9 protein-coding genes and 1 pseudogene are annotated in these 13,660 nt (G+C 70.8%); 4 read left to right on the top strand and 6 right to left on the bottom strand.

The window, feature by feature from the left end; translation table 11 throughout:
- Nucleotides 1-36: 36 nt before the first annotated feature.
- Nucleotides 37-1,183: pseudogene (locus ACQEXA_RS14065) on the top strand (IS1182 family transposase); the annotation flags it as partial.
- Nucleotides 1,184-1,748: 565 nt separating this feature from the next.
- Here ACQEXA_RS14065 and ACQEXA_RS14060 read toward each other — a convergent pair.
- The gene (locus ACQEXA_RS14060; protein ID WP_433130119.1) at nucleotides 1,749-3,380 is read right to left on the bottom strand and encodes an IS200/IS605 family accessory protein TnpB-related protein; all 1,632 of its coding nucleotides are present in this window, start codon (nucleotides 3,378-3,380) and stop codon (nucleotides 1,749-1,751) included.
- 364 nt (nucleotides 3,381-3,744) lie between these two features.
- On the opposite strand from ACQEXA_RS14060, the gene ACQEXA_RS14055 reads away from it, so the two are divergent.
- Nucleotides 3,745-5,163 (top strand): IS110 family transposase, encoded by a 1,419-nt coding sequence (locus ACQEXA_RS14055; RefSeq protein WP_433130117.1) that lies wholly within the window; start codon nucleotides 3,745-3,747, stop codon nucleotides 5,161-5,163.
- 568 nt (nucleotides 5,164-5,731) lie between these two features.
- Here ACQEXA_RS14055 and ACQEXA_RS14050 read toward each other — a convergent pair.
- Nucleotides 5,732-6,838, bottom strand: a complete 1,107-nt coding sequence (locus tag ACQEXA_RS14050) for a Vms1/Ankzf1 family peptidyl-tRNA hydrolase (RefSeq protein ID WP_433130115.1) — start codon at nucleotides 6,836-6,838, stop codon at nucleotides 5,732-5,734.
- Nucleotides 6,839-6,851: 13 nt separating this feature from the next.
- Here ACQEXA_RS14050 and ACQEXA_RS14045 point away from each other — a divergent pair, with 13 nt between their 5' ends.
- Nucleotides 6,852-7,208: a DUF6158 family protein gene (locus tag ACQEXA_RS14045; protein ID WP_432939681.1), complete on the top strand. Its 357-nt coding sequence runs from the start codon at nucleotides 6,852-6,854 to the stop codon at nucleotides 7,206-7,208.
- 144 nt (nucleotides 7,209-7,352) lie between these two features.
- Here ACQEXA_RS14045 and ACQEXA_RS14040 read toward each other — a convergent pair whose 3' ends face one another.
- From ACQEXA_RS14040 to ACQEXA_RS14030, 3 genes are all read right to left on the bottom strand, one after another.
- Nucleotides 7,353-7,883 carry a type 1 glutamine amidotransferase domain-containing protein gene (locus tag ACQEXA_RS14040; protein ID WP_432939684.1) on the bottom strand — a complete coding sequence of 177 codons (531 nt, stop codon included), beginning with the start codon at nucleotides 7,881-7,883 and terminating at the stop codon, nucleotides 7,353-7,355.
- 369 nt (nucleotides 7,884-8,252) lie between these two features.
- Nucleotides 8,253-8,627, bottom strand: a complete 375-nt coding sequence (locus ACQEXA_RS14035) for a DUF2795 domain-containing protein (protein ID WP_432939686.1) — start codon at nucleotides 8,625-8,627, stop codon at nucleotides 8,253-8,255.
- An 83-nt stretch (nucleotides 8,628-8,710) separates the two neighbouring features.
- Nucleotides 8,711-10,504: a thiamine pyrophosphate-requiring protein gene (locus tag ACQEXA_RS14030; protein WP_433130113.1), complete on the bottom strand. Its 1,794-nt coding sequence runs from the start codon at nucleotides 10,502-10,504 to the stop codon at nucleotides 8,711-8,713.
- A gap of 374 nt (nucleotides 10,505-10,878) precedes the next feature.
- Here ACQEXA_RS14030 and ACQEXA_RS14025 point away from each other — a divergent pair, with 374 nt between their 5' ends.
- The gene (locus ACQEXA_RS14025) at nucleotides 10,879-11,673 is read left to right on the top strand and encodes an RNA polymerase sigma factor SigF (protein WP_359409376.1); all 795 of its coding nucleotides are present in this window, start codon (nucleotides 10,879-10,881) and stop codon (nucleotides 11,671-11,673) included.
- A gap of 99 nt (nucleotides 11,674-11,772) precedes the next feature.
- Here ACQEXA_RS14025 and ACQEXA_RS14020 read toward each other — a convergent pair whose 3' ends face one another.
- Entirely contained in the window at nucleotides 11,773-13,647 is a 1,875-nt protein-coding gene (locus ACQEXA_RS14020; protein WP_433130111.1) for a hypothetical protein, read from the bottom strand.
- Nucleotides 13,648-13,660 lie beyond the last annotated feature (13 nt).

The raw sequence follows: 13,660 nt of genomic DNA, 5'->3' as shown, positions 1-13,660 counted from the left end.
GTCGAGCCGAAGAGGACGCTGGGTCGTCCGGCGGCGGTGGACAAGACGTTCCGGGCGTTCGATCCGCACCAGGTCCTGCTGCTGCCGCCGTCGCTGGACGACTGGCTGCCCGAGGACCACCTCGCCCGGTTCGTCGCCGACCTGGTCGACGAGGTCCTCGACCTCGGGCCGGTCCTGGCGGATTACACCGAAAAGCGCGGTTACCCGCCCTACGATCCCCGGCTGATGGTGCGGCTGCTGATCTACGGATACACCACTGGCGTCCGCTCTTCCCGGGCGATCGAGCGCCGCCTGGCCGACGACATCGCGTCCGGTTCCTGGCCGCTGACCAGGAACCGGACTTCCGCTCGATCGCCCGGATCCGTCGCCGTCACCTGGACGCACTGGCCGGTCTGTTCACCCAGTCCCTGCGCCTCGCGACCAAGCTCGGCATGGTCACGATGGGCCGCGTCGCGCTGGACGGCACCAAGCTGGAAGCCAGTGCCTCCAAGCACAAAGCGATGAGCTACGGCCGCCTGACCGACAAGGAAGTGCGGATCGAGGCCGAGATCGCCCAGCTGGAAGCGAAGGCCCAGGCACTGCTGGCCGACGCGGAGGCCGCCGACGAAGCCGAGGACCAGATATTCGGCGCGGACGGCAAGGAGGTGGACCTGCCCGCCGAGCTGGACCGGCGTGAGAAGCGCCCGGCGAAGCTGCAGGCCGCCCGCGCGCAGATCGAGGCCGAGGCCGCCGACAAGGCCCGCAAGCATGCCGAGGACAAGGAACGCCGCCGTCAGGAGCGCGCCGGCACCAGCGATGAGCAGGCCGTCACCGACGCCGGCCAGAAGGCCGCCGCGACAGCGCGGCCAAGCCCAAGGCGCAGGCCAACTTCACCGATCTCGACTCACGGATCATGAAGAACAGCGACGGCGCCTATGTCCTGGCATACAACGCGCAGGCCGTCGTTGACGAGGAACACCAGGTCATCACCGGCGCCGACGTGACGTGCAACCCCTCGGACGCACTGAACTGCACCCCGATGCTCCACCAGTCCGCCCAGAACACCGGCGTCCACCCACGGCAGGCCCTCGTCGACGCCGGATACTGCTCCGAGACCAACCTCGAAGCCGCCAAGGACCGCCAACTGACCTGCGGAACAGACACGTTCATGCTCACGGGCCGACTCGCCCACGACGAGCAGGTTCTCACCGATGCAGAGCTCGCCGCGCTGGCGAAGGCCCAGCGTAAGGAACGGGGTGGGAAACGGGCCCTGGACCGCTCCCGCCGGGCGACCAACCTCAACCAGTACGGGATGTCGGCGAGGCAGCAGGCCCGCGCCGAACGGCGCGAAGCCTCCGGCCTGCCCGCGCGTCACGTCGAGGTTCCCGGCGGTGCCCGGGCGGTGGACAAGGCCGGAGTTCCGAAGCAGGCCTACCGGCGTGACGACCTGTCGGCTGGCTACCGCCTCAATCGGGCTCGTCTCGTGTAGGCCGCGGCGACCGCAGCCGCGGCGAAAGACCACCGCGCCCGGCGTATCGCCGAACGGATCACCACCGAGCACGGCGCCAACCTCACGGTCGAAGACTGCGACATCCGCACCTGGTACCGGCTGTGGGGCAAAGCCCTGCAGGCCACCACACCCGGCCGGCTCATTACCGCCATCGGCCGTGAGTGCGAGAAAATCGGCGGCCGCATGCTGCGTGCGTCGACGTTCGCCACAAAACTGTCCCAGAGGTGCCTGTGCGGCGCGCAAGTCAACAAGACCGTTCTTAATCAGTGAGCAGGAGTGAGTCTTGTACCCAGTCCTGGTCAACTGGCGCATCCCGAACGGTGGTGGATGCACTGGTCGCCCGCGTTCGCGCCGCGTCCGGCGACACGGATCGTGTCCGTGATCCGGGGATGCGGGGGCGGGTTCCCTCACGCCCTGGGGTGCCGTGTCCGGCCTGGGCGGTCCGATGCCCCACATGATCGCTCTGGTCGTGTGGGGGCGGTGCCGTCCGTCGCCGGATGCGGTGCCCGAGGGCGCGCCTGCCGATCGCGATGCTCGCGGCATCGTGACGGGTGGTTTTCCTGGTCGTGTGGGTGAGGGGTTTTTGCCAGTGCTGGGCGCCCCATCTGCTGGTGTAGGCGGGGTCGACGGCGATGATGGTGATGCCGAGTTCGGCTGCCATGCTGACGAGCCGGGCCCGCAGTTTGGAGACGGGCATGCCGGAGATCACCTGCCGGAACCGCTTCCTGCGGCCGTGTTTCTCCCGGGTTTTCTCCGTGCCGAAGTCGAGGTCTTCGATCGCGATCGACAGGTCGTGGCGTTGGGCCCAGTGCAGGAGCCGGATCAGTGCATGCCGTACCTGGGCGTCACGGTGGTCCGCGCTCCCGGACAGGTCGTAGAAGAACTGGCGCGGCTCGCCGCACGGGTTGCCGTGGGCGTCCAGCCGCCAGGCGGCCAGGTGGTCGGCGTTGGTGTCGACACCGATCAGACCGCCTGTGCGGGCCTGGGACAGGGGGACGGCCTTGACCGGCGGGATCGTCCAGGAGGCGGTGAGGTACCAGCGGGAGCGGCCTGTGTCGTAGTGGATGCGGTAGGCCACGGCCCGGTTCGTGGTGATGCGGTCGGCCCACTCGTCGCCGCGGTGGTGGAAGACCACAGCGCCGGTGAACACATACCGGCCATGCGGGGCGTTGGCCAGGTGGGCGAGCGGAGCAGGCAGTTTCAGTGACACCTCGCCCTCAGGCGTGACGCGGATGGTCTCATTCCCGAACCGCTTGCCCGATTCCCCGTCCGCCTGGAGGAACCAGCGTGATGCTTCCCACCGTTGCCGCCACTGGGCCTGCGTGAGCTGGGCGGCCTTGAGGTTATGCCGGTTGCGCGCGAGCCGCTTCCCGCCGCGCACCACCCGGACGCGGCCCACGGCGTGGTCGGCCTGCTCGGCACTCAGCCGGTCTTCAAGGACCCGCAGGCGCCGGGTCTTGGCGAACCACTCCTTGGCGCTGCGGTAGCCGCCCGGTGCCCGCCTGCTTCCCTTCTCCCCGATCGGGAGGGACAGGCGGTGCGCGATCGTCCGCACGCCCGCCTGAAGGTTTTGAATGTGCGCGAGTTGGGCACGCCTGGACAGCGCCCACTGATCGTGCGTGGCCTTGGTGATGCTCCCGGCCCAACGCGACGAAGACTCCTCCGTCAGGGCCCGCTTGCGCTCCGCCCACCTCTCCGCGGAGTGCTCCAGACCGTCGGCGCACCGGCGTTTGAGGTCCTTCGAGGCCAGCGAGCCCAGATGCGCGCCCACCAGGCGCAACACCTGCTCGTCGGCGGCGCTCAGGTGCTTTAGGCGGGTGCGGATCGCCACGCCGGACGGGCCGACGGCCACGAAGGGAGCAGCGATCGTGCGCAGCGACTCATCACGCATCGATGTACTCCCCTCCACCACGCTTGATCAGCAATAGGTAGAACGGTACGGGCGGGCACTGACATTTAGCTTTGTCCTTGGCCCTCCGGGATCTTCGGGGGCTGCGGGGTGCGTCGGGTCCGGTTCCTCCGGCATGGCTGGATCACTGACCGAAGCGTCTGCTCACAGGCGACTTCTCCACGGTGATTGTTGAGCAGGTCGAACCGCCCGACGCACGTGCGTCCCTGTTGGGAACCCGTGGCCACGCCCGGCGTGGACCACTGCTACCGAATGTCCGGTCAGCACAACCCTGCGGAACACGCGCTCAGGGGCCGTGGCGGATGTCCCGGGCAGCAACAGCACTGCGCTAGAGGGGATACGGCCGTTGAGAATCCACCTGGGCATCGATGTGGCCTGCCGGGCCTCGCACCGTGCCACATGCACCGACGCCACCGGACAAGTCCTCATCTCCGGGCGGCGTTTCACCACCACCGCCGAAGATCTCGAACGGTTATGGGCGATCCTGCCGGCCACCGACGACGTCCTCGTGGTCATGGAACCCACCCGCAACGCCTGGGTCCCGCTGGCAGCCTGGTTCCAGGACCGCGGGGCCACGGTCGTGCTGGTGCCGCCGGAACAGTCCGCCGACCTGCGCGACTACTACAACAAGCACACCAAGAACGACCGCCTGGACTCCCGCGTCCTGGCCCGGCTGCCGCTCCTGCACCCCGAGGGCCTGCGCCCGCTGTCCGACACCGGCCCCGCTCACCCCCTGCGCCGCGCAGTGCGCCGGCGCAGCTCGCTGGTCGAACGCCGCACCGCATCGTTCTACCGCCTCGACGCCCTGCTGGAACTGATGGGCCCCGGCTGGGGCGACGCCCTGGGCACCGGTGCCTACTGCAAAGCCGCCCTCGCGGTGCTCCAGCGCACCGGCGCCGACCCTCACGCCCTCCGCCGCCTGGGCCCCAAACGACTGGCGGCCCTGCTGATCCGCCACAGCCGCGGACAATGGCGCGAAGACCGCGCCGAGAAGATCATGGAAGCGGCCCGCGAAACCCTCCGGCTCTGGCCCGACGGCCTGCTCGACTACGCCGAGCTGGCCGAGGACATCGCCGCCGAGGCCCAACTCGCCGACCATCTGAACACACAGATCACCGCGCTGGAGGACCGGATCACCGTCCTCTACGAAGAAGCAGACCCCGGTCAGATCATGGCCTCCGGGCCGGGCCTGGGCGTCATCACCGCGGCCGGCATCCTCGGCCGCCTAGGCGACCCCAACCGGTTCACCAGCCTCGCGGCCATCCGCTCCTTCACCGGACTGGTCCCCCGCATCAGCCAGTCCGGCCTGACCGGCCACCACGGACCACCCACCCGGGCCGGTGACCCGGGACTGCCCGAATCCGTGTTCAAGGCCGCCGACCTGGCCCGCCACGTCGACCCCACCCTGGCCAGCCGCTACCACGACCTGGTGGTCAACAAGGGCAAACACCACAACTCCGCCCTCTGCACCCTCGCCGCGATGCTGATCACACGACTCGCCGCGTGCTGGCGCAACGGCACCCTCTACGAACTCCGGGACACCGACGGCCACGAGATCACCGAAGCCGAAGGCCGGACCATCTGCGCCACCCGATACAAGATCGACAAGACCGACCGCGCCAAGACGATCATCCGCAGGCGCAGCCAACGCCTCAAGGACACCACGACGAGCCGACGCGATCAGGAGTCGCTCAGCGCTCCAGCAGCCGGCTCGTCTGCCAACCACTCTACGAACACCACCCCAAGAACACCACAACGGACTTGACGTCCGTTAGGAACTCATCAGTGCTCGCCATGCAACGTGTGCGCGCTGCAACACCGCGAACCAGAACATGCTCCTGCACACCCACGCACGCTCCTGCACATCCGAAAACGAACAGTTCCCCACCCTCGCCGACCGAGTCCACCGATGTGCCGTCTGCGGACTCGTCGCCGACCGGGACATGGTCTCCGCAGCCCTCGCCGCCCACACCAGCCTCACCAATCCCGACGATCCCAGCACCGCACGCCTGGACAGTGTCCAGGCGTGCACCACACAGATTTTGTACTCACAAGGGCTGCAAGGAGCCCTGTCGAGTCAACCGCAGCGCGGTGCCCGCCCCCGCAGGGACCGCACCCACGCGGCAGTCCGCCGTCCGGGAGTTCCCGGTCAGCGGGCCTCTGCTCGACGAAATGCCACCGACCGGTACCGGCCGACCCCGAATGAGACCCGACCCGCGCGCGAGCGGCACAAGGCCCACGTCGGAACAGCCGCCCCTGTAGGGAACGCCCCACCAAACGGTGCGACACCCGAACAGGAACTGGTCGGTTGGCATCCCATCACGGGATGACTCTTAGGCCCAGCGCAGCAGTGCCCCCACTCCGCCCACCGGCGCCTCGCTCTCCGGTGCGGACGGCACCGAGACGGCCGCCGCCCCGTTCTCCACCACGGCCCGCACCAGCGCGTCGTCGGCGCGAGCCTGCGCGGGATGCCGCTCACCCAGTGCGGTGAGGTCGCCGCGGCGGACCGCCACCTGGTCGGCGGCCTCACCGATCCACACCTCACGGCGTGTGTCGGGACCACCCGAATGGATCAGAAGTTCGTCGATACGGTGTTCGCGTGCCGCCTCGACCACGGCGGGCACGCCCTCGACCGCCCTGGTGCGTCCCTCCTCGTCCGGGGCCCGGGCCGCCAGGAAGAGTTCCAGCTCCTCGGCCGCCCGGCCGCGTAGATGCTCGGCCCGGATCCGCTCCACGTCGTCGTCCAGCAACCGGCTGCCCGGGCCGTGCCGCGCCTCGGCCACCCGGTCCTGGAGCCGGCGCGGCAGCCGCTCGTGCACGGAGCGCCGCTCGCGCTGTTCCCCGACGAGAATCACCAGGTCGGCGCCCGTCTCCTCCTGGCAGACCGCGAGCGCGTCCGCGATCTCCGCCGCGTTGTGCTCCCAGACGTTCTCGACCCGCAGCTGGAAGTGGCGCACCGACCAGTCCGAGGTGGCCGTACGGTGCAGCGGCCACTGCTTCCCGGTCACCTCCCCGGCCTCCTCGCTGCCCAGCGCACCCCGCAGCTCGAATTCGGCGCCCTTGCGGTCGATGTAGGCCACGACGCACACGGGTTCCTGGTTGGCCAGGTCGAGCAGGGGCGCCGTGTGCGGCAGCGTCGCCCATACCGCGGAGGAGCCGCCCGGCGGGGCGGCCAGCGGCGGATCCAGGACCACCTCGCGCGCACGGGCGAACAGCGCCCTGCCGTGCGGCTCGGGGGAGTGGGCCAGCTCCTCGATCGCCGTCCGGACCGCATGGCACGTCGCCTTGTCCGCCCCCTGCCCGGCCAGGTCACCGGCGAGCCACTGAGCGGTCAGCTTGCGCTCGCGTGCTGTGGACTCCGTGTGCCGGGAGGTGTCGACGTATACGGAGGCCCAGGGACCGGGATGTTCGTACAGTGGATGGAGAAAGGCGAGATCCATGGCTCCCTCCCGGATGCCGCTCGGGGTATTGCTTTTTCCGGGCGGGTACCCGGACCGCACTGAGGAACACGACGAGCGGGGTACCACCATGACCGGAGTCGACCCGGGCCGGCTGACCGACCACCAGCTCATGAAAGAGCTGGAAGCGATCCACCGCACACGCCACGACACGCTGCTGTACGGCTCGAACGACGCACTGCGTACGCACAACCACCGTATGGCGCAGCTGGAGGGCGAGTACCTGCGCCGCCATCCACGCCGGGGGGTCGCGGCGAGCCGCACCCGGGACGGGGCCCGGAACCGGGAACCGGGCACGCCCCTGACGGAACTGGGCAGCGCTCGCCGAGAAGGGGTGGGGCCCGCCCGCTGACACCGGCCGCACGCGTCCGGCCTCCCGGGCGTGCGAGGGCCCGGGGCACGCAGAACCGGACGGCGCGGCCCCTCACCATGGGGCCGCGCCGTCCGGTCGTCAGGCGTCACACGGTGAGCGCCGTCCGCGGGCCGGAAACCGCGGCTACGCGGCGAACTCCGTCAGGATCGCCTCGTCGAACGCCTTCAGATCACCCGGCTTGCGGCTGGTGACCAGTGTGTTCTGCCCGTGGTCGACGCGTACCTGCTCGTCCACCCAGGTGCCGCCGGCGTTGCCGATGTCGGTGCGCAGGCTCGGCCACGACGTCAGGGTGCGGCCCCGTACGACGTCTGCCTCGACCAGCGTCCACGGCGCATGGCAGATCGCGGCGACCGGACGGCCCTGACCGAAGAAGTCCCGGACGAACTTGACGGCCCGCTCGTCCATCCGCAGGAAATCAGGGTTGGCCACGCCTCCCGGCAGGACCAGCCCGTCGAAGGAATTGGCCTCTACCTGGCCGACGACCGCGTCCACCGGGAACGTGTCCGCCTTGTCCAGGTGTTTGAACGCCTGGATGTGGCCCGGCTTCGTCGACACCAGGACCGGCTCGTGGCCGGCGTCGACGAGGGCCTGCCAGGGGTCGGTCAGTTCCACCTGCTCGACGCCTTCCGGCGCCGTCAGGAACGCGATGCGCATGATGTCCCACTGTCCTTTCTGTGCCTGTGCCTGTGCTTGTGCCTGCCGGGCGGCCTCGTCATATGCCGCCTCATTCCCGTCGCGTGCCGGGCGTCGTCCCGCGTGGACGCGGCGCGGCAACTCCTCGCCGTACGGCAGCAGTACGCATATGCGGATCCCCGCGGCCGTGCCGGTGGGACGGTCGCGGGACGAGACGCCGAGCCCGGGGGTGTGGATGCCATCCGGCGGCTCGGCGTCCCGGTCGCCGTTCACGGCGGTGCGCACGTTCCGAGGCGCGGCCGCCTTGTGCACGTGGGGGGTCACCGGGGGGTCGGTGGAACGACGCCCTCAGTACCCCCGGCCGTGCCCCCCGTGCGCGGTGCGCGGCCCTCACGCACCGACGGTGGCTTCGGCGAGCTGCTCCTGGTTGGCGAAGCGTGTCGAACGCCGGAGCCGCTCCACGGTCTCGACCAGGGGGTCGGGCGCGTTCTTGTCGCGCAGGACGCGGACCAGATCGCCCGCGCTCGCCGGGAAGTCGCTGCGCCCGAGATATCGGGCCAGCTCCAGACGGGCGGCCTCCAGGGCCACCCGGGGGGTGCCGGGCACGACCGCTCCGCGCCAGACCGCCGGGTCGTCGTCGGCCGTCGGCTCGGGGTCGTGCCACTCCTCGGTGCGGGTCGGGTGGCCCGACCGCAGCAGACCCTGCAGTTCGTGCTTCATTTCGTCGTCCCTGTGGACGTTCAGCCGGTCACTGCCTCGCTGCATGACTCCCTCCAGATCTTCGGGGGTGGCCCTCGCGTACCCGGTGGGCCGCGTTCGACACGGCGACCGGGGGGTGCGGTCGGTGGCTATTGGTGGCCGCGTCCGGGCAGGAACTCCTGCACCTTCGCCTTGAAGCCCTGGCGAACCATCGGACCGCGGTCCGCGTCGCCCTTCAGGATCGAGGCGGCCGTGGCCTCCATCTGCTCCCAGGTGGCGTGCGGCGGGATCGGCGGTACGGCCGGGTCCGTGAGGAACTCGATGACCGCCGGGCCGTCCGCCTCCAGGCCCGCGCGCCAGCCCGCCTCGACGTCCCCCGGCTTCTCCACCCGGACGCCGGTCAGCCCGAGGGAGCGGGCGAACGCGGCGTACTGGACGTCGGGCAGTTCCTGGGAGGGCAGGAACGACGGGGAGCCCTCCATGGCCCGCATCTCCCAGGTCACCTGGTTGAGGTCGTGGTTGTTCCAGACGCCGACCACCAGACGCGGGTCCGACCAGCGGTCCTGGTACTTCGCCGCGGTGATCAGCTCCGCAAGTCCGTTCATCTGCATCGCCCCGTCACCGACCAGGGCGATCACGGGCCGGTCCGGGTGGGCGAACTTCGCGCCGATCGCGTACGGGACCCCGCAGCCCATCGTGGCCAGCGTGCCCGACAGCGACCCGCGCATCCCCGGCCGCATCGTGAGGTGCCGGGCGTACCAGTTCGCCACCGAACCCGAGTCCGACGTCACGATCGCGTCTCCGGGCACCAGCGGGTCCAGCGCCCAGGCCACGTACTCCGGGTTGATCGGGTCCGCCGAAAGCTGCGACCGCCTCTCCATCACCTCGTGCCAGCGCCGCACATTCGCGCAGACGGTGTCGTACCACTCCCGCCCGCGGTGCGCGTCCAGCAGCGGGATGAGCTGCTCCAGGGTCGCCTTCGCGTCGCCGACGAGGTTCACCTCGTACGGATAGCGCATCCCGACCATGTGCGGGTCGATGTCGATCTGCACGCCACGTGCCTTGCCGAATTCCGGCAGGAACTGGGTGTAGGGGAACGAGGAGCCGATCGTGAGCAGCGTGTCGCAGTCGCGCATCAGCTCGTACGAGGGCCGGGTGCCCAGCAGGCCGATGGAGCCGGTGACGTAGGGCAGCTCGTCGCTCAGCGCGTCCTTGCCGAGCAGCGCCTTCGCCACGCCCGCGCCGAGCAGTTCGGCGACCCGCTGCACCTGAGTGCGGGCCCCGGCGGCGCCCTGGCCGATCAGGATGGCGGGCTTGTCGCCGGAGTTGAGAACCTCGGCGGCCCGCTCCAGCGAGTCCTGGGAGGGCATCGCGGTCCAGCCGCTGCGGTCCAGGCTGGAGGGGACCATTTTGAACTCGTGCGTCGGCGGCGAGTAGTCCAGTTCCTGCACGTCACCGGGGATGATCACGGCGGTGGGGGCGCGGCGCGCGTAGGCGGTGCGGATCGCGCGGTCGAGGACGTTCGGCAGCTGCTCGGGGACGTTCACCGTCTCCACGAAGTCGGAGGCGACGTCCTTGAACAGGGTGTGCAGGTCGACCTCCTGCTGGTACGAGCCGCCCATCGCCGTCCGGTGCGTCTGACCGACGATCGCGAGGACGGGGACATGGTCGAGCTTGGCGTCGTACAGGCCGTTGAGCAGGTGGATCGCGCCGGGACCCGATGTCGCCGCGCACACTCCGAGACGGCCGCCGAACTTCGCGTAGCCCACCGCCTGGAACGCGGCCATCTCCTCGTGGCGTGCCTGGACGAAACGCGGATGGTCCTCGGCCCGGCCCCAGGCGGCGAGCAGGCCGTTGATGCCGTCGCCGGGATACCCGAAGACCTGCTCGACACCCCATTCGCGCAGGCGCTGAAGAATGTGGTCGGCGACCTTGGGGCTCATCGGTGGACCTCCCATGGGAAGAGGGGTGTACGGATCGCACCTGTCGAGTCACCCGGGCGGTGCCGGGAAAACCTGGTGAAGGCGCGCGGCGGACCCGGGGTCCGGGCAGGACCGCCGCCGAGCGCGGGCCGTCTCCGGCCGTGTGCGGGGCGTGTGCGGGGCGCCGCGCGCCCCCTCGCGACGCTCCGTGGTCCCTTCGCGCATTCGCGTGTTTGTCGTGCACGGCCCGGGGCAGGCGCAGCCTCAGTGCTTCGGACAGGAGGCACGTCCGTGGGAGCGGTGGAAACCCGCCACGGGTGTGCCCGTCCGGCTCGGGTTCCCCTCCCACGGTGACCGTCCACCCAAGGCACCAGCAAAGGGAGTTGCGACCCACCATGCAGAATCGAGCGAGCGTGAAGCACCACCCCCATGACGACGCCCCCGAGACGGCGGAGGCCTTCCGCAGGCTCGCCACGCTCCCGCAGGGCCCCGAGCGCGACGCGCTCCGCGACGAGATCGTCGAGGCCTGGCTTCCCATGGCCGAGCGGCTCGCGGGCCGTTTCCGCAGCCGGGGCGAGAGCTTCGAGGACCTCCGTCAGGTGGCGGCGCTCGGTCTGGTCAAGGCAGTCGACCGGTACGACCCCGAGCGCGGCCACGCGTTCGAGAGCTATGCGGTCCCCACCGTCACCGGGGAGATCAAGCGGCATTTCCGCGACCACATGTGGACCCTGCACGTGCCGCGCCGGGTCCAGGACCTGCGCAACCGGGTGAGGTTCGCCTATCAGGACCTGTCGCAGACCGTCTCCGGCCGCAGGCCCACCGTCGCCGAGATCGCCGAGCACGCCGGGATGAGCGAGGAGGACGTCCTCGTGGGCCTCGAGGCCCTGGAGAGTTTCACGGCGCTCTCGCTGGACGCCGAAGTACCGGGTAGCGAGGACGGCTACTCCCTCGGGGACTCCCTCGGTTCGCCCGACCCGGCCCTCGACACCGTCATCGACCGCGAGGCCGTCAAGCCCCGGCTGCACGCCCTGCCGGAACGCGAACGCGCCATCCTCTACATGCGGTTCTTCGACGACATGACCCAGAGCAGCATCGCCGAGCGGCTCGGCATCTCCCAGATGCACGTCTCCCGTCTGATCAGCCGCTGCTGCAACCGGCTCCGGGACCAGGTGATGCGGGACGCCGCGTAGGCGCTGCGCGGTGAGGGGCCGAAGCGGCCACTGACCGGGAGGGCCGGGCCCCTCACGGGGCACGCGTGACCAGGGCGATGTGACGGGAGGTCAGGTCCGTCACGCTGCCCCGCCGACGAGGAGGCCGGGCGTGCGACGCCGCGGACCGGTGTGAGATCTGCCCCCAGAGGCCAGGCGGTGAGTGCTGCGCGGATCGGAGAGGTCCCGTCCGCGCGCACCGCCGGTCACCCGCCCGGCGGTGCCGGTGGCACGAATGGGGCCCGGCCGCGCGCGGGTCGTGGCCGGGCGGGCTGTCATGGGCTCTTGGGGCACCACCGGCGTGCCCCGGAGGAACCCGTCGAAGGAGTCACCCGCATGCGCCGCAGTGCCCGTGTCCTGTCCGCCGCCGCTCTGGCCGGTTCCGCCGTGGGTTTCATGGCCGCGCCGGCCTCCGCCGAACCCTCCGCGGAGATCACCCCGCACTCCGCGGTGCCCGGTGGCGCGGTCACCGTCACGGTCTCCTGTGCCATGTCGGGCGGCGCCCCACCCGACTTCATCGAGGCCACTTCCCAGGGCTTCGAGGACGGCAGGGTCCGGCTCTACCGGGTCGACGGCGATGCCATCAGGGCCCGTGACTCCTCCTCCGTCCTGTACAGCGGTGTGGCCCGGATCCCGGACGGTGGCGCCGTCGGCGACATTGCCGCCCTGGCGGGCCGCGACGCGGAGTGGGGCGTCGACGGGCGGTGTCCGGTGAGGCCCGGCGGCCACGTCAAGCCATGGAGCGCGTCGTTCAGCGTGAGCCGGGACCGCACCGATGGCCGGCGAGGTGAGGAGCAGGGGACGGTGCCCGGGAGCCAGCAGGCAGAAGGCCAGGCCCGGACGCAGGGAAGCCAGGAGGCGATGACCAAGCCACAGGCCCAGGGCGGACAGCAGGGCTACGGGCAGTCGCAGCAAGGGGGGATCGGGCAGGCCGAGGGCCGGGTTCAGCAGCCGGGGACGCAACTGGGTGACGGGTCGCTTCAGCAGCCTGGCGATGGGTCGGTTCAGCAGCCAGGTGGGCAGCAGGGCTACGGGCAGTCGCAGCAAGGGGGGACCGGGCAGGGCGAGGGCCGGGTTCAGCAGCCGGGGACACAGCAGGGCGACGGGTCGGTCCAGCAGCCTGGCGATGGGTCGGTTCAGCAGCCAGGTGGGCAGCAGGGCTACGGGCAGTCGCAGCAAGGGGGGACCGGGCAGGGCGAGGGCCGGGTTCAGCAGCCGGGGACACAGCAGGGCGACGGGTCGGTCCAGCAGCCTGGCGATGGGTCGGTTCAGCAGCCAGGTGGGCAGCAGGGCTACGGGCAGTCGCAGCAAGGGGGGACCGGGCAGGGCGAGGGCCGGGTTCAGCAGCCGGGGACACAGCAGGGCGACGGGTCGGTCCAGCAGCCTGGCGATGGGTCGGTTCAGCAGCCAGGTGGGCAGCAGGGCTACGGGCAGCTGCAGCAGCCTGGCGACGGGTCGGTTCAGCAGCAGCCTGGGACGGAACAGGGATACGGTCAGATGCAGCCCGGGACGCAGCTGGGCAACGGGTCGGCTCAGCAGCCGGGGATGGAGCAGGGGTACGGCCAGCTCCAGCAGCCGGGGACCCAGCCGGGGAACGGGTCGGTTCAGCAGCCCGGGACCCAGCTGGGCAACGGGGCGCAGCCGGGGAAGGAGCAGGGATACGGCCAGCTCCCGCAGCCCGGGACGCAGCAGGGCAACGGGTCGGTTCAGCAGCAGCCCGGGAAGGAGCAGCCCGGGAAGGAGCAGCCCGGGAAGGAGCCGGGCGACGGCGCGGGTGGTTCGCAGGGCCGGAAGCAGGGGGGCCAGGACCACAGGACGCGGCCTCCGGTCGATCCCCAGCACGGCGTGCACGCGGGCGAAGGGGGCGCCTTCGCCGGGTCCGAGCCGACACTGGTCGCGGGCGGCGTGCTGATCGGGGGCGCGCTCGCCGCCGCCGCCCACCGCGGCTACCTCCACCTGGCGACCGGCA

The sequence above is a fragment of the Streptomyces sp. CA-106110 genome, assembly GCF_050936285.1.
Taxonomy (GTDB): Bacteria; Actinomycetota; Actinomycetes; order Streptomycetales; family Streptomycetaceae; genus Streptomyces.
This window is presented reverse-complemented; position numbering and strand designations above follow the sequence as displayed.